Raw genomic sequence first — 15,947 nt, forward strand, 5'->3', positions numbered from 1 at the left:
CCGAGCCGTCCGGAACGCGCCGGGGGGTGTCCGCCCGGTGGTCCGGGTGCCCGGGCGGCACGCCGTGCAACGGTCCACCGGGCGACCGCGGCCTTCCGGCGCCACCAGGTGACCGCGGCCTTGCGGCGCTCGATCGTTCCGTACGGGTTCGCGCACCGGTACGGGTGCAGGGCCCGGTGTGCGTCTCACCGCTCACCGCTTGTTCTCCGCCTGGGGCCCGGTCCGGGTCTTCTCGGTCCTCCCGGGCGTGCCGGGCCGTGCGTCGGGGGTCTTCGTCCTCGACGAGGCGCCCGCCTCCGTACCCGGCCCGTCCGGCGTCCGGCCGCTCGGGGTCACGCGCGAGCCGGAGTCCGGTGCCGGGGCGGCGCCGGTGTCTGCGGCGCCGGTGTCCGGTGTCCGGCCCGGGACGGTGGGGACGGCACGGGTGATGCGTTCGGTGGCGGTGTCACCGAGCGGTCCGGCGGAGGTGTCGCGCGGCGGTCCGGCGGAGGTGTCGCGGGGGGAGGACGGCGGAGTCGCCGGTGTCGTCCCGTTCCTCGTCGTGGAGGAGGCATGCGGGGGTTCGGCCTGCGTGGAGGGGCGGTCGACGGCCCGGGGCGCACGGGCGTCGCTCCCTTGGCTCGGGGAACCGTCGGGGACGACGAAGGCGGCGGCCATGACGGCGGCGAGCGTGGCGGTTCCACCGGCGATCAGGGCCCGGCCGCGTGCGGACGCGGTCTTCGGTCCGGCCGTGCCCGCGGTGGGCGGCGGGTCCCGGTGGGTGGGGCCGGCGTCCCGCACCGGCGTCCGGCTCGGAACGAGGCTCGTGGCCGCGGCCGTTGCGGCAGCCGGGGACGGAAACGGCACGGGGCCGGCCGTTCCCGCCAGGGCTGCCAGTCTCCGGGCGCAGTCGGTCGCCGTCGGACGGGACTGATCGTCCAGGGCCGTCATGTCCCTCAGCAGGGACCGGAGTTCTTCCGGCAGGGAGTCGGGCAGGACGGGCCGGCGGTGGAGCCGCGCGATCGCGGCCTCGAGCGGGGCGCCCTCGTACTCCAGCCTGCCCGTGAGACATTCGAGGAGCACGAGACCGAGGGCGTAGATGTCGGCGGGCCGGCCGACGGGCCGGCCGAGCACCTGCTCGGGTGCGAGGTAGGCCGCCGTGCCGATGAGTGCGCCGGTGTCGGTGCGGGTGGTGGCGTCGAGCAGCCGGGAGACACCGAAATCGGTCAGGTGGGGGGTGCCGGACCGGTCCAGGATGATGTTGGACGGCTTGACGTCGCGATGAACGACCGACGCCTCGTGGGCGTGGGCCAGGGCCCGGGCCAGGCCGGCGCCGAGGGCGGCGGTCTCTTCGGGCGGCAGGGGGCCCGCGGCGATGCGGCCCTTCAGCGTGGGGCCCTCGATCAGCTGCATGACCAGGTAGGCACGGCCGTTGTGCAGTCCGGTGTCGTACGCGGTGACCAGCCCCGGATGCTGCAGCCGGGCCAGGATCACCCCCTCGCTCCGGAAGCGCTCCTCCATGTCGGCGTCGGCGCCGGTGCGGAAGACCTTGACCGCCACCGGCCGCCGCAGCCGCAGGTCGAGTCCGCGGTGGACGTCGGCGGCACCGCCCGAGCCGATGAGCGCGTCCAGGCGGTACCGTCCGGCGAGCACTTCGGCGGAGCACCGGGAGGCCAGTGCCAGAGCCGACTCACGGAGCCTCATTCCGTCTCCCAACGCCTCGAGGGGTTCGTGCAGGCGCTCGTCACCGACGGCGCCGGTCCCACGTACCCGCGAGAGGCCGGGCTATCCGTCCCGGAAGGGGTTCGGGAAGCCGGGGCCTGTTCGCGTCCCGGGGAGACCGTCACGCGGGGATCGGTGGCAGGGACAGGACGCACCCGCGACGCGCAGGGCGTCCGGCCTGCGTACTTCCCGTCCGCGCCACCGCCCGGCCCGTCCGCGGGGCGGTGCCCCCCGGCCGGCTCCGTCGAGAGCGAAGGCGCCCCGCACGGCACGCCGTCGGCTCACGCCGAAGAGGTCGGCGAGGCGCTGCCCGCCTTTCTCCCCCGGTGGTCCGGAGCCGGGCGCGCGTGCCCGGCGCGAGGCGCGTCCGGCCGCGGGGGCCCGCGTGCGCCGTCGCCCTCCGGACGGTGCGTCACCGTCCGGAGAGCGACGGCACCGGTGCGGTCACCGGGCGGAACGGGCCGTTCTGGCGAGGTTGTTGTACAGGCGCCTCAGGTGCTTGGCCACGGGGCACTGCGCACCGTCCGCGTCACATTGACGACAGGCCCGCAGGTGGTGTTCGTAGTCCTGGCGCGCCTGCTCGAGGCGGTCGTATGACGGCTGCATGGGTTTTCCTGATGGTCGGCCGGGTGCCACGGATCACGGGCACGGGGGAGGGCACCTCAATCGGTTGCCTGAGGCGCACACGTCAACTGTGATCTTGTTACTCGGAGTACGGCAAACCGAGCCGATCCGCCGTGGCCGGTCGACGACATTCCCGGCCAAAACCGGCCGATGTCCGCCCGTCCGGCCGCGTCGTACGAGGGGCACCGGCTGTCCGGTCGAGGTCATCCCCCCACTGTGTGGCTGTGCCTCCGCTTCCCGCTGCCGTCCCGCGAGGCCGAGGAGCCCATGCTCGAGCGCGGGACCGTCGTCTCCCGTGAGACGGTGCGCCGAGTCCGGCAGCGGTGCGCGGGCGCGCTGCGCCGCCGGCGTGTCCACCGCGCCGTGACCACACGGCCGGAACCCGGCTCCACCGCGCCCCGGCACACCGCCAGACACCCCTGCACCCCACACCGTGACAACGCCGCCCGGAGACCCGCGGGACGGGGCCCCCGCGGATCCCTCGGGACAGCGGGGCCGTCAGGGCGAGGGCGTCCTCGGTGGTGACGGTTCTGGGCACGGCGTGCCCTCCGAGGGGGTGCGCAGGGACCTGTACGAGGGTCAGCGCCAGGCCTGTCGTTCCTGGCTGCGAGGGTCGTCGACCTGGGTCCACTCGGCGTCGATGCGCATGGTCGGCCTGCGCTCGGTGTCGTACGGGTCCCAGCCGGGGTCGCCCGTCCTGGCGAACCGGATCCAGGTGGCGTGCATGCGGGCGGCGAGGTCCGCGGGTGGCTCCTCGGGTCCGAGCAGGGCGGCGCGGCCGTGCAGCCGGGGAAGACGCGAGAGGTCGAAGACGAAGGGCAGCTCGACCGCGTGGGCGGCGCCGAGCTCTCCGTCCAGGGCCTGGGAACGCCAGGCGAACTCGTAGGCGTACGTGGCGGACCGGGCATGGGCGGCGTGCGCCCCGGCCAGGGCCCAGCTGCCCGCGCCGAACAGCGCGTCGCCCATGATGGCGGAGCGCAGCTCACCGAAGGACGCCTCGGGGCGTGTCTTGCGGTAGGTCTCGACGAGTCGCACCGGATCGGGGTGCGAGCGTGCCGCCGCGTCGTCGACGTCCTCGGCGGTCGAGGTGGCGTACTTGCCCACGGGGACCAGGTAAAGGTTTCCTTCCTCGGTGTTGGTCCCGATGAGCAGGTCGACACCGGCGCTCAAACCGGCGGCGACGGATTCGGCGGGCTGTGTGTCGAGGACCAGGCTGAAAGGGCTGAGGCCGATCAGCGGGTCGCGGTGGGTCCCGGTCCTCAGATCGATGCCCGCGAGGCGGGAGGCGGCCTCGACCAGGCGCTCGTCGGAGAGCTCCGCGAAGGCGTCGACCCGGGGCTCGATGCCCAGGATCTCGGTCGCCGCCCGGGTGACGCGGGCGGCCTGCTCGGTGGTGAACGCGCCCAGGCCGCTGCCGCTTTGGACGATCGCCCGGCGGAAGAGGCCCGCGGCTTCGGGGGTGGCGAGGACGCCGCCGACGATGGTCGCCCCCGCCGACTGGCCGAAGAGGGTGACGTGGTGCGGGTCACCGCCGAAGGCCGCGATGTTCTCCCGCACCCAGCGCAGCGCGGCGACGACGTCGAGCAGGCCGCGGTTGGCGGGCGCGTCGGGGAGGTCGAGGAATCCCGCGACGCCGAGCCGGTAGTTGAGGGTGACGAGGACGACGCCGTCGCGGGCGAAGGCGGAGCCGTCGTGGAGCGCGGACCGCGTCGATCCGGCGACGAATCCGCCACCGTGGACGAACACCATGACGGGCAGGTCGCGCTTCGCCGCTGCGGGCGTGAAGACGTTGACGGTGAGGTAGTCCTCGCCGCGGCTCCAGCCGGCTCCGAAGTAGGGCGACATGTCCACGTGGCCGAGCCTGCGCTCGGACTGCGGCGCGTTCGGCCCGGGCACGGTGGCGTCCCGTACACCGTCCCACCGCTCGTGGGGCTGCGGCGGCGCGAACCGGCCGGCGCCGCGGGGCGCGGCGGCGTAGGGGATGTTCAGGAAGGCGGTGGTGCCGCCCCGGCACAGGCCACGGACGGCTCCCTGCGCGGTGGTCACGACGGGGTCGGGGTGGTGGTTCACGGCGGTGCCTTTCCGTGGGGTCTCAGGCCTGCTCGGTGTACGGGGCGAAGGGGGCCCAGCCCTTGATGGCGAACCTGCTTCCCTCCCGCACCACTTCGGCGGCGCCGTGGCCGCCCAGGTGCGCGGGGATCACGAGTGCGTTGTTGTCCGCCGCCCAGCCGAGTACCTTGCGGCGGGTGGCGCGGGCGCCCGCGGGGTCCTCGCAGAAGCAGCTGTTGGCGTCCGGTTCGAGGATCTGCACCGGGCTGTGCAGCATGTCGCCGACGAACACCGCGCGGTCCGTCCCGGAGGTGAGGGTCAGGACGCAGGAGCCGGGGGTGTGTCCGGGAGCCGCGTCCAGGCGCAGACCGGCGTCGATCTGGTGGCTGCCCTCCCACAGCAGTGTCCGGCCGGCCCGGTGCACCGGAGCCACGCTGTCCTCGAAGACGTTCTGGTTGCCTCGGCCGAGCAGCGGTTCGTGGCCGTTCTCGGGATTCCAGAAGTCGAAGTCGTCCTTCGGCACCAGATAGGTGGCGTTGGGGAAAGTGGGCACCCATTGCCGGCCGTCCAGGTATGTGTTCCAGCCGACGTGATCGATGTGGAGATGCGTGTTGATCACGATGTCCACGTCCTCGGGCTCGACTCCGGCCCGGGCGAGATCGGTCAGGAAGTCCGTCTCGAGGTGGCTCCAGACCGGCGCGTACGGGCGCTCCTTGTGGTTGCCCACGCCGGTGTCGACGAGGATGGTCCTTCCCTCGCTGCGCAGCAGCCAGGTCTGGATCGCGGAATTCACGGTGTTGGTCTCGGGATCCAGGAAATGAGGGGTCAGCCACGGTTCGCCGTCCTCCCACACTCCCTTCGGGATGTCCGGGAAGAAGGTGTCGGGCGTCATCTCGACGGAGCCGAAGTATTCCCGCACCCGGGTGACGCTGACCTTGCCGAGCGTGATGTGGTCCATGAGGCGTCCTTGGGAGTTCGGGGGATTTCCCGAACCGTACGGGCGGCCCCGGCGGCCGGGGTATCCGTAACGTGACTGCATCTGTGCGCACGCCCCGGGCACGGGGCGCGGCCGCTTGTAGCCTGGGCGGGCAGGGCAAGGCGGCTCCCGTTCGTGGGCCACGGTTCGCGGAGGCCTCGTGGACGAGCACACAGGCGACCTCGGTGCGGTCACGAAACCGGATCCGGAGGAGCCGTTCGTCGGCCGGGACGCGGAGCTGGGACGCCTCCTTCGTGCGGTGGAGTCGGCGTCGGCCGACCGCGTGGTGATGCTCGTCGGTGGCATGGGCGTGGGGAAGAGCGCCCTGCTGGACCGTGCGGTGCGTCGGGCCGAGGTGAGAGGTGCCCGAGTACTGCGCGCCGAGGGCAGCGAGTCGGAGGCGAACCTGACGTTCGCCGCCCTGCATCAGCTGCTGCGGCCGCTGCCGGCGCAGGTGGACGGACTGCCGGAGAGGCAGCGCACCGCGATACGGGACGCCTTCGGCACGGGACCGGCCACGCCCCGGCCTGCGCACGCGCCCGATCCGCTGTTGATCGGGGTCGCCGTGCTGAGCCTGCTCTCGTCCCTGGGCGACCGGCAGCCCGTCCTCGTGGTGCTCGACGATGCGCAGTGGTTCGACCGCGCTTCCCTGGACGCGCTGCTCTTCGTCGCCAGGCGTCTGGAAGGTGAACCGGTCACGATGCTGATCGCGGCCCGTGACGGCGACCGCCTCGCGGGATTCGACCGGCACGTGCCCACGCTCGTCCTCGAACCGCTCGACAACGCCGCGTCGAACCGGCTGCTGGACCGGCAACCGGAGAGTCCCACCGGCCACACCAGGACGCGCATCCTCGACCAAGCAGGCGGCAACCCCCTGGCGCTGGTGGAACTCGCGAGGGCGGCCGCCGCCCAGGACTCGGCCGCAGCGCTGCCGTCCGCAGGTCCGCTTCCCCTCGCCGACCGCCTGGAGGGGATCTTCGCCGCTTGCCTCGACGGCCTCCCCGCCGGCACGACGCGGGCCCTGCTGGTCCTGGCCGCCATGGACAGCGCCGACTCCCCGATCGCCGTCCCGGCCGGGCTGCCGGACGCCGAGGACGAGGCCTGGCTGCCGGCCGAGCGGGCCGGGCTGGTTCGGCGAACCGGCCGGAACATCCGCTTCCGTCACCCGCTGGTCCGGTCCGCCGTGTATCACGCCGCGCCCGCGGGCGCCCGGCGCGAGGCTCATCTCACGCTCGCCGAACTGCTGCGGGACGAACCGGACCGGCGCGCCTGGCACCAGGCCGCCGCCTGCCCGGGCCCGGACGCCGCCGTGTCGGCGGAGCTGGAGCGGACCGCCGACCGGGCCCGCCGCCGCGGCGGTCACGCGGCGGCGGCCAGGGCCCTCCAGCGTGCAGCGGAGCTCGCGCCACGGCGCGGGGACAGCGCCCGGCTGCTGGTCGAAGCCGCCTCAGCGGCCGTGTTCACCGGTGACCTCGCTTGGGTCGAGGAACTGGCCGCCGCGGCCCGCGCGCGCACGGACGACCCGTCGCTGCTGGCTTCCGCCACCGTGCAGGCCGGCCGGCTGGCGATCCTGACCCCGCACCACACCGCGGTTTTCTCCCGGCTGACCGACGCCGCCGAGGAATTGGCGGTCTCCCGGCCCGCCGCCGCGCTGGACCTCCTGGCCGGCGCCGCCGTAGTCCGCTTCTACTCCGGGGAGGAAACCCAGCTCCGCCGCATCCGGGACATTCTGGGACGCCTTCCCGAGGACGCCTCGTCCGCGGGCCTGCGCACCTGGGTCAGGGTCGTGTCGGACCCCTTCGGCGGCAGGGACGCATCCCTCTCCCTGCTCGCGCAGTCGGTCGCCGAGGCGGAAGCCCGGCCGGAGCGGCTCACCGCCGTCGGGATCATGGCGTGGTTGCTGGACGAGACCCCGCAGGCCGTCCGCGCCTTCGACGAGGCCTTCGACCGCTGGCGGGTGCAGGGATCGCTGCCGGAGGGCCTGGGCGGCGCGGTCGCCTGGGCCTGTGTGGAACGAGGACGGTGGGACCAGGCCCGGGAGGCCTGCGCCCGTACCACCGCGGTCGCCCAGGCAGCCGGCCTCGACCACGCCGCGGCCTGCGCGGCCACCGTGGATGCCGTCGTGCTGGCCTACCAGGGGGACGCGCCGGCGGCCCGCGCCCGGGCCGGCGAGGCGCTCGCCCTGATCGATCCGCTGGAGAGCCGTTCGGTCTCGGTCCATGCCCGTCGTGCGCTCGGCGCCGCGGCGGCCGCGGACGGCGCGTACGAGACCGCCTACGACCAACTGCGCATGGCTTTCACGGCAGACGGCGCGCCCGTGCACTACCACGCCTCCTTCCCGGTCCTCGCGGATCTGGCCGCCGCCGCCGTGCGCAGCGGCCGCCGCGAGGACGCCGCCGCGATCGTCGAGCGCTGCGCACGCGTGCTCGCGGACAGAGCCTCACCCCGCCTGTACGCGCTGATCAGCCGAGCCCGTGGCCTGCTGGCCGGGCCCGAGGACGCCGAGCCGTACTTCCGGGCCGCCCTGGCCGACCCGGTCCTCGAGCACTGGCCCTTCGAACGCGCCCAGACCCTGCTCGACCTCGCCGAGTGGCTGCGGCGCCGTCGGCGCATCGCGCAGGCGCGGGCGCCGCTCACCGACGCCCTGGAGACCTTCCGCCGCCTGGGCGCCCGCCCGTGGATCGAGCGCGCGCGGGCCGAATCGCGCGCTGCCGGCCTCGACGTCACGGACACGGCCCCCGACGCGCTCGCCGAACTCTCCCCGCGACAGCAGCAGATCATCAGGCTCGCCGCCCGCGGGCTGACCAACCGCGAGATCGGCGAGAGGCTCTTCCTCTCCCCGCGCACAGTCAGTTCGCACCTCTACCGCAGCTTCCCCAAGCTGGGCATCACCGCCCGCTCCCAGCTGCGTGACCTCGTCGACGGCGCCCTCGCGCCGGCCGGCCGCCGGGAATGAGGGCACGCCCGGTCACGGAAGCAGTCACCCGACGCACACCGCCCGCCGGGCCCGCACCGGCCGCAGGGGGAGGAAACAGGCACCCGCCGGGTGGCCCCTCGGCCCCGGCGTCCCGAAGCCCTCCGCCTGTCCCCGCGTGCCCTGCGGCCGGGCGGGGACGGCCGTCATCATGGAGGTGGCGAGGTCGTCCGGACCGTGCCGCCGCGAGCGCGGGCCGCTCCCGGCGGTACGCCCAGGACGCCGGGAGGACAGGTGGGCCTCATGGACGACGCGGCAGCAGTGGACCGCCGGGCGGTCCACGAGGAACTGGAGCGGGCCCGCACGACGTTCCACCGACTCCTCGACAGCGCCGGCGACACCGACCTGCGCCGCGGCACCGAGGGCACCCGCTGGACCAATGAGCAACTGCTGTTCCACATGCTCTTCGGCTACGTCCTGATCCGGCCGCTGCTGGCACTGCTGCGGGTGTTCGGGCGGCTGCCGCCCGGCGCCGGCCGGGCCTTCGCCCGGGTCCTGAACGCCGGGACCGGGCCGTTCGACGTCATCAACTACCTGGTCCCGGTCGGCGGCGCCAGAGTCCTGGGCCGGAGCCGGACGGGAACGGCGTTCGACCGCGTGATCGCCTGGCTGCACCGCCGTCTCGACGCCGAGCGGGAGGCGGACCTGAGGCTCGCCATGCACTACCCGACCCGCTGGGACCCGCTCTTCCAGGACGTCATGACCGTCGCGGACCTCTACCGTTACCCGGTCCGGCACTTCGACTTCCATCGCCGGCAGCTCACGCTGGCCGACGACGGCCGCCGAGTGCGGGATCCCGCTCCGGCCGGTCCCCGGCCCTGTGCGTGACCCGTCCCGGCGGGCCGGCGCGACGGTCAGTGGCTTGCCCACAGCGGCCGGCACGGACGGCTCGAGTCAGCAGCGGTCCCGGGCGCCGCGCCGCCCGGAGGTGAGGAGCCCCGCTTCCCCGGGCCTCTTCAGGTGAGGGGGACGGCCGGCCGGGACACTGCGACGCCGGAGAGGTCGCACACGCACGCCTCGCCGCCCGCGGAGGGTCGCGGTTCGAGCGGCGCCGGCGCGGCCGCCCCGGCTCCCGGTCGCGGAGTGCCCGTTCACCGTCCGCACGACTGCGGATTGGGCGGGAGAACAAGATCTGTGCCCGGGGCGTGCGGGTTCGCGCGCGTCTCTGATTGACTCCGCGCCCACCACCCCCACCCGTACGCGCACCCGTTCCGGGTGCCGGATCAACGTGAGCGGAGCCGCCCCCATGTCCTTCGGACCGCAGCCCTGGCACGGGCCGCCGCCCCATGACGAGCCCGCAGCCGGCGCGCGGCCTCCGGCGGAGCACGAGCGACGCGACGCCGAGGAGGCGGCGCGGCTGGCCGTCGGGCTGCGGCTCGGCGTCCGGATCGCCGTCGCCTGGCTGCTCTACGTGCTGCCCGCCGCCGTCATGCCGGCCGTGTACGGCACGCGGATCGCCGGACCGGTGAGCCTCGGCGTGGTCCTGGCCGCGGTGCCCTTCGCCGTCGGCGTGCACGCGCTGGTGGTGCACGGGCGGCGGGTCGACCGGCTCGAGCCGCAGCCGGGCGCCCGGAGGTGGTCGTGACCACGCTGCTCGATCCCTCGTCCCGGTCCCTCGTCTTCGCCGTGTTCTCGGTGTTCGTCGTGATCTGCCTGATGCTGTGCATCGTCACCGGCGCCGACGAGGACGACCGGGCCCTCGTACGGTCCGACAGCCGCCGGCTGCGCTCCTGGCAGCAGGGCATCGCGATGGGCGGCGACACCACCACGGTCGCGACCGTCACCGTACTGGTGGGCATGGTCGCCGCGTTCGGCTTCGACGGCCTCGGCGTCATGCTGGGCAGCCTGATCGGGGTCATGCTGCTCCTCGTGCTGATCATCGAGCCGCTGCGCGGGCACGCCTCGCTGACGGCCGCGGACATGCTGGACGCGCGCGGCAGCGGCGGGCCCGCCGTGCGCGTCTCGTGGGGCGTGGTGACCCTGCTCGTCTGCTTCCCGCTGCTGGTCGTGCAGCTGGTGGTGGTCGGCAACGTCGCCGCCGCCCTGGTCGGACAGCCCGGCGTGCGGACCGGCTGCATCGTGGTGATCGGCTGCGTGATGACGGCGCTGGCCGTCAGTGGCGGGATCCGGGGCACGGGCGTGGTGATGATCGCGAAGTCGGCGATCGCCCTGCCCGTGCTGGTGGTCGCCGCCGTGCTCGTGCTCGTCCGCTTCGGCGGGGACCCCGGGCGGCTGCTCGACGCCGCCGCGCACGGTTCGCGGATGGGCGAGGCGTATCTGCGTCCGGGCGGCTACACCGGTGAGGGGTGGGTGGGGGCCGTGAACCGGATCGGGCAGACCTTCGGCATGTCGATGGCCACGCTGGCGATGCCCGCCGTGCTGATGCGGGCGATCTCGACGAAGAGCCCGCGCGGCGCCCGCACCGTCGGCCGCTGGATGCTCGGCGAGCTCACCCTGCTGTACGGCACGCTCGCCGTCGTCGGCGTCGGCGCGGCGGCCCTCGCCGGCGAGGCGCTGCGCGAGGCGGGTCCGGCGGCGCAGGTGTTCACGCCGCTGGTGTTCGGGCGGGCGCTCGACAGCGGCGGCGTCCTGGTCGCGGCCCTGGCCTGCGTCCTCTTCCTCACCGCGCTCGCGGCCGTGGTGGATGTGACCCTCGCCGCCGGCATCGCCCTGGGACGGGACGTGCTGGGTGCCTCCGGCAAGGCGGACGGCGCCGCGTCGCGGTGGTCGGCGGCGCTGACGGGGGCGGTCTCCGCGGTCGCGGCGGTCGTCGCCGCCGACTGGAACCTGGTGGTCGTCTCGACGCTCTGGCTCGCCGTCTGCGGCGCCGCCCTCGCGCCCGTGCTGCTGTACGCCCTGTACTGGCCCGGATTCACCGCCCGCGGTGCACTGTGGTGCCTGTGGGGGGCCACCGTGCTGAGCATCGTGGCGCTCGCGCTGTCGCCGTACGCGTCCGGCACACCCGAGTCGATCTTCCCGGAGCACGACTTCCGGGTCTGGGACGTGACGATCCCGGGCCTGGTGACGGTGCCGGCCGGATTCCTGCTGGGCTGGCTGGGCAGCGTCACGGATCCCCGCCGGGCGGCGGGCGACGTACCGGGTTCCGGGCGCCGCAGGGAACCGGACACCGTCTGAACCGTCCGCGCGCCGCCCACCGATGGTTTTCGGTGGGTGGCACGGTCATATCCGGTACACGCACCCGGATGCGGAGGACACCATGACGCGGAAGATCATCGCCAGTCTGTTCATCTCGCTCGACGGCGTCGTCGAGGCGCCCGATCAGTGGCATTTCCCGTACTTCAACGACGAGATGGGAGCCGCCGTCGGCGCGGGCCTGAACACCGCGGAGGTCCTGCTCTTCGGCCGCAGGACGTACGACGGTTTCGCCGGCGCCTGGCCCGGACGGGAGGCGGCGGGCGGCGAGGACGCGGGCTTCGCCCAGCAGCTCGGCGACATGCGGAAGATCGTGTTCTCACGCCGGCGGCTCGACCTGGACTGGCGGAACTCCGAGCAGGCGCAGGGTGACGTCGCCGAGGTCGCCGCCGCGCTGAAGAGCGAACCGGGCGGTGACATCGCGCTGAGCGGCTCGGTCTCCGTCGTCCGGCAGCTGCTGGCCGCGGGCCTCCTCGACGAACTGCACCTCCTGGTCCACCCGATCGCCGTGCGCAAGGGCATGCGCCTGTTCGACGAGGGCGAGCCGTCGATCCCGCTGAAGCTGCTGAAGTCGGAGACGTTCACCACGGGCGTGCTGAACCTCGTGTACGGGCCCGACACCGCGCCGCCGACGGGCGGTTACGAGGAGGCCGTCGCCACGCTCGGGGAGTGAGGGCCACGCGGGGAACCGGGGCCCGGCCGCCCCGGAGCCCCTCCCCCGGCGCCGCCCCGCACGGTGTGAACGGCCGCGCGGCACCCGCCGGTCACCGTGGTGCCGCCCGTTCCCGTACCGGACGTCGCCGGGACCGCGGCCGGGCCCCGGGACGTCCCGTGCGCGGCGGAACCCCTCGCCGGCCGGGTGCCACCGGAGCCGGGCGGTGCCGAGGTGCCGGCCGGCGCGCGGTGGCCGCACGTACGCCGTGCCCCGGTGACGGTCAGACGCTCATCCGGCCGGTCCGCCGCCCGGCGTGGCGGCAGCGGGCCAGAGCCCGGCGGCCGAGGAGCACGGCGCCCAGCCCCAGCGGGACGGCCACGACGGCGCCGACGATCCCGTTGCCGGTGCCGGGACCACCACTGGAGGTGGCCACGTGCAGCACCGCGAGGACCGTGCCGGCCAGCCCCACCGCGATGGCCGCCGCCCCGCCGGTGCGCGCGTTGCCCGTGCCGGTCCGGCGGTCGGCGCGGGTCAGGGCCAGCCGGCCGATGACCAGTCCGAGCGCCCCTGCTCCGAGGGCCAGATTGGCGCCGGTCCGCCCGTCGCCGATGATTCCGCCCTCGGCGGCCGCCGCCATCAGTGCTGCTGAAACGCTCATGCCGCTCTCCTCCTTCTCCCCCGCTGCTTCCGGGGTCCGATGTGCCTCGAGCATGCGCGCCGGTCCTCCTGCCGGTCGTCCGGCAGGCGCAGGCACTTCCCGCTGCCGCCGCTGCGGCACCCGGATACCGCGGATGCCGCAGACGGCGTTCCGGTACCGCACATGTGGTAGCCGACCGCTCGTCCATGAGCCGGACTCGCCCGCCACCGCATCCGGCTACGGTGCACCCATGGGCAAAGGACGGTTCGCTGTCCCGGCCGGAGTCACCGACTGGGTGATCGCCGTGGGCGTGACGGCGCTGCTGCTGGGCACCGGGCTGTCCGGGCCGCACCCGGCCGGGGTGCGCGAGTCGCTCGGCTCCGCGCTGCTGGCGGCCGGCGGGCTGGCGCTGGCCGCGCGCCGGAGGTCACCGCTCGTGGTCCTGGCCGTCACCGGCCTGTGCGCGGTGGGCCACCAGGCAGCCGGTTTCGACGTGCTCGCCGTCTCCTACCTGGTCGCGGTCTACGGCGCGGTGCGCGCCGGGCACCGCACGGTCGCACTGGCGGCGTCCTCGGGCCTGCTGGCCGTGCTCCACCTCACCGCCCTGGTCTTCCAGGACGGATCCGCGCGCGAGGTCGTGGCACAGGCCCGGAGCACCCTCGAGCTCGCCTGGCTGATCGCCGCGTTCGCCGCCGGGGAGGCGGTGCGGCAGGCCGAACGGCGGGCGGACGAAGCCGAACGCACCCGTGAGGAGACGGCGCGCCGCCGGGCCGACGAGGAGCGGCTGCGCATCGCGCGGGAGCTGCACGACTCGCTCACCCACCAGATCTCGGTCATCAAGGTGCAGTCCGAGGTCGCCGTCCACGTGGCCCGGCGGCGGGGCGAGCAGGTGCCGGAGGCCCTGCTGGCGATCCAGGAAGCCGGACGGGAGGCGAGCCGGGAGCTGCGCGCGACCCTGGAGGCGCTGCGCGACGACGACACCACTCCGCCGCCCGGACTCGACCACATCCCGGACCTGGTCGAACGGTTCCGGGCGACCGGCCTGGAAACGACGCTCACGACAGAAGGACAGCCGCACGCCGTGCCGGCGGCGGTGGGCCGCACCGCCTACCGGATCGTTCAGGAGTCGCTCACCAACGTCACCCGGCACGCCGCCGCGACCACCGCCTCCGTGCTCATCGCCTACCGGACGGACGCCCTCGCCATCCGTGTCGACGACGACGGAAGGGCCGCCCCGCACGCCGCGCCGACGCCCGGCCTCGGGCTGCTCGGCATGCGCGAACGCGTCACGGCCCTGGGCGGCCGGCTGCGCACCGGGCCGCGCGGCGCGGGCGGCTTCACCGTCCAGGCCGAACTCCCCACGAACGGAGCACCGTGATCCGTGTCCTGCTCGTCGACGACCAGCCGCTCATCCGCAGCGGCTTCCGCGCGCTGCTCGACCTCGAGGACGACATCGAGGTGGTGGCCGAGGCCGCCGACGGCCGAGAGGGTTTGGCGCTCGCCAGGGAGCAGCTGCCCGACGTCGCGCTCATCGACATCCGAATGCCGGTCGTGGACGGCATCGAAGCGACCCGGCGTATCGCCGCGGACCCGGCCCTGGCCTGCGTACACGTCGTCATGCTGACCAACTACGGCATGGACGAGCACGTCTTCGACGCGCTGCGCGCCGGCGCCGCCGGCTTCCTCGTCAAGGACATCGTGCCGGAGGACCTCCTGCACGCCGTACGCGTCGCCGCCCGTGGTGACGCCCTGCTCGCGCCCGCGATCACCCGCAAGCTCATCGACCGGTACGTCACCCAGCCGCCCCCCTCCCGTACCGGCAGCGGCCTCGAGGAGCTGACCGGCCGCGAGCGCGAGGCAGTGGCCCTGGCCGCACGGGGCCTGTCCAACGACGAGATCGCCGACCGCCTGGTCATCAGCCCGTTGACCGCCAAAACCCACATCAACCGGGCCATGGCCAAGCTCCACGCCCGCGACCGCGCCCAGCTCGTCGTCCTGGCCTACGAGTCCGGCCTGGTGACCCCGCGCACTTCCTGACCCCGCACGCCGTCGACGACGAACACGAGGCAGCCGTTGCCGTCGTGCTCGATCGCCCCGGTGCGGAAACCGGTGGCCCCGGCGCCGGTGCGCACGAACTCGCGTACGCACTCGCCAAGGGCGTCGGCCGGAGGCTGCAGGTACTGTTCGGTCCGGTCGCCGCCGGAGGGGCAGGTCGCCGGGTCGGGTCGGCCGACGCCGTCGGCCCGCCGCCCGGCCGGCCCGTTCAGGGGCGCCCGCCCGGAGGCCGCGGCGCCGCGAGCCGGACCGGACGACCCGCGGGGAGTACGCCTTGTCCGCGATGACCGTCCCGGGCCCGCGACGCGGCCGGCGCACGGTCGGATCGCGTGGGTGTCACTCCGGCACTCGCCGTGCGCCCGTGCCGTCTCCCGGCTTCGCCACGGGGAGCGGGTGCATCCCCCGCCCCGTGCCGGGCAGTGCGGTGGCCGCCTCGCGTTCCCGTGCCGCCCGCTCGGGATGCCTGTGTCGCCAGTAGGGATTGTCGTGCGAGAGCTTGCTGGAGACCCGGCCGTACATGCCGAACGTCGCGATGACCAGTCCCATGACGAAACTGAAGATCACGTTGGTCATGCCGAAGTCGAGGATGTTGGCGGGGCGGTCCAGCACGAAGAGGTGAGCCAAGCCGCTCAGGACGAACAGCGCGCCCACCGTCATGTTGAGGGTGGAGGCGAAGTTGCCGCCGATCACGGCTCCGGCGATCAGCGCCAGACCCACCACGGTGGAGATGACGCTGAGCGCGATGTTGGTGCTCATGCCCGCGATCGTGTCGCCCGCCGTGTCGAAGGGGCTCAGGGCGTCGGCGAAGCCGAGGCCCGCGAAGGTGAGCAGGACAAGGCCGCAGAAACCGGCGCCGTAACGGTAGACGGTCGCCAGGTGGTGGTCGACCGGGAGCTCGTCTTTCAGCTTCATGCCCGTGTTTCGCCGGACACGAGGTGAACGGATGCGGTTTCGCGCCCTTGGCGGTTCACGGTGGTGCCCGGGCGAACCCGCGGGTGAGGCGGTCGGACTCGCCGTTCATTCGGCGCAGCGGGACGGCGGAGGACTGCAACCGCACCGGGCGGTCTCCCAGAAGAGATGCCGGGGGCGTGCCGGAGCCGCTCACGCCCCCCGGCACAAGGTA

13 protein-coding genes and 2 pseudogenes are annotated in these 15,947 nt (G+C 74.2%); 8 read left to right on the top strand and 7 right to left on the bottom strand.

Going from position 1 to position 15,947, the window contains the following annotated elements; all coding sequences use genetic code 11:
* Positions 1-192: 192 nt before the first annotated feature.
* Both GL259_RS06005 and GL259_RS37595 read right to left on the bottom strand, forming a co-directional pair.
* Positions 193-1,683 carry a serine/threonine-protein kinase gene (locus GL259_RS06005; RefSeq protein WP_208026441.1) on the bottom strand — a complete coding sequence of 497 codons (1,491 nt, stop codon included), beginning with the start codon at positions 1,681-1,683 and terminating at the stop codon, positions 193-195.
* 462 nt (positions 1,684-2,145) lie between these two features.
* Positions 2,146-2,307: a hypothetical protein gene (locus GL259_RS37595; RefSeq protein WP_166461432.1), complete on the bottom strand. Its 162-nt coding sequence runs from the start codon at positions 2,305-2,307 to the stop codon at positions 2,146-2,148.
* Positions 2,308-2,541: 234 nt separating this feature from the next.
* On the opposite strand from GL259_RS37595, the pseudogene GL259_RS38595 reads away from it, so the two are divergent.
* Positions 2,542-2,637, top strand: a pseudogene (locus GL259_RS38595) (IS6 family transposase); the annotation flags it as partial.
* Between the two features lie 267 nt (positions 2,638-2,904).
* On the opposite strand, the gene GL259_RS06010 reads toward GL259_RS38595, so the two are convergent.
* Positions 2,905-4,395: a carboxylesterase family protein gene (locus GL259_RS06010; protein WP_159529876.1), complete on the bottom strand. Its 1,491-nt coding sequence runs from the start codon at positions 4,393-4,395 to the stop codon at positions 2,905-2,907.
* Positions 4,396-4,417: 22 nt separating this feature from the next.
* Entirely contained in the window at positions 4,418-5,332 is a 915-nt protein-coding gene (locus tag GL259_RS06015) for an MBL fold metallo-hydrolase (protein WP_159529878.1), read from the bottom strand.
* Positions 5,333-5,510: 178 nt separating this feature from the next.
* Here GL259_RS06015 and GL259_RS06020 point away from each other — a divergent pair, with 178 nt between their 5' ends.
* The 5 genes from GL259_RS06020 (at position 5,511) to GL259_RS06040 (ending at position 12,150) form a co-directional block, all read left to right on the top strand.
* Positions 5,511-8,306, top strand: a complete 2,796-nt coding sequence (locus GL259_RS06020; RefSeq protein WP_159529880.1) for a LuxR family transcriptional regulator — start codon at positions 5,511-5,513, stop codon at positions 8,304-8,306.
* Positions 8,307-8,567: 261 nt separating this feature from the next.
* The gene (locus GL259_RS06025; protein ID WP_159529882.1) at positions 8,568-9,152 is read left to right on the top strand and encodes a DinB family protein; all 585 of its coding nucleotides are present in this window, start codon (positions 8,568-8,570) and stop codon (positions 9,150-9,152) included.
* A gap of 418 nt (positions 9,153-9,570) precedes the next feature.
* Positions 9,571-9,909 carry a hypothetical protein gene (locus tag GL259_RS06030; RefSeq protein WP_159529884.1) on the top strand — a complete coding sequence of 113 codons (339 nt, stop codon included), beginning with the start codon at positions 9,571-9,573 and terminating at the stop codon, positions 9,907-9,909.
* Positions 9,906-11,459: a transporter gene (locus GL259_RS06035; protein ID WP_159529886.1), complete on the top strand. Its 1,554-nt coding sequence runs from the start codon at positions 9,906-9,908 to the stop codon at positions 11,457-11,459. The genes GL259_RS06030 and GL259_RS06035 overlap by 4 nt, the downstream gene beginning before the upstream one ends.
* An 82-nt stretch (positions 11,460-11,541) precedes the next feature.
* Positions 11,542-12,150 (top strand): dihydrofolate reductase family protein, encoded by a 609-nt coding sequence (locus GL259_RS06040; RefSeq protein ID WP_159529888.1) that lies wholly within the window; start codon positions 11,542-11,544, stop codon positions 12,148-12,150.
* Between the two features lie 262 nt (positions 12,151-12,412).
* Here GL259_RS06040 and GL259_RS06045 read toward each other — a convergent pair whose 3' ends face one another.
* Positions 12,413-12,790: a DUF6223 family protein gene (locus tag GL259_RS06045; RefSeq protein WP_159529890.1), complete on the bottom strand. Its 378-nt coding sequence runs from the start codon at positions 12,788-12,790 to the stop codon at positions 12,413-12,415.
* Positions 12,791-13,019: 229 nt separating this feature from the next.
* On the opposite strand from GL259_RS06045, the gene GL259_RS06050 reads away from it, so the two are divergent.
* Positions 13,020-14,147, top strand: a complete 1,128-nt coding sequence (locus GL259_RS06050) for a sensor histidine kinase (protein ID WP_159529892.1) — start codon at positions 13,020-13,022, stop codon at positions 14,145-14,147.
* The gene (locus tag GL259_RS06055) at positions 14,144-14,806 is read left to right on the top strand and encodes a response regulator transcription factor (protein ID WP_159529894.1); all 663 of its coding nucleotides are present in this window, start codon (positions 14,144-14,146) and stop codon (positions 14,804-14,806) included. The genes GL259_RS06050 and GL259_RS06055 overlap by 4 nt, the downstream gene beginning before the upstream one ends.
* Positions 14,807-14,998: 192 nt before the next feature.
* Here the strand turns inward: GL259_RS06055 and GL259_RS38600 are convergent.
* Positions 14,999-15,136: pseudogene (locus GL259_RS38600) on the bottom strand (IS5/IS1182 family transposase); the annotation flags it as partial.
* Between the two features lie 24 nt (positions 15,137-15,160).
* Positions 15,161-15,736 (bottom strand): DUF4383 domain-containing protein, encoded by a 576-nt coding sequence (locus GL259_RS06060; protein WP_159529896.1) that lies wholly within the window; start codon positions 15,734-15,736, stop codon positions 15,161-15,163.
* Between the last annotated feature and the right edge of the window lie 211 nt (positions 15,737-15,947).

Source organism: Streptomyces sp. Tu 3180, assembly GCF_009852415.1.
In the GTDB taxonomy this organism is placed as follows: Bacteria; Actinomycetota; Actinomycetes; order Streptomycetales; family Streptomycetaceae; genus Streptomyces.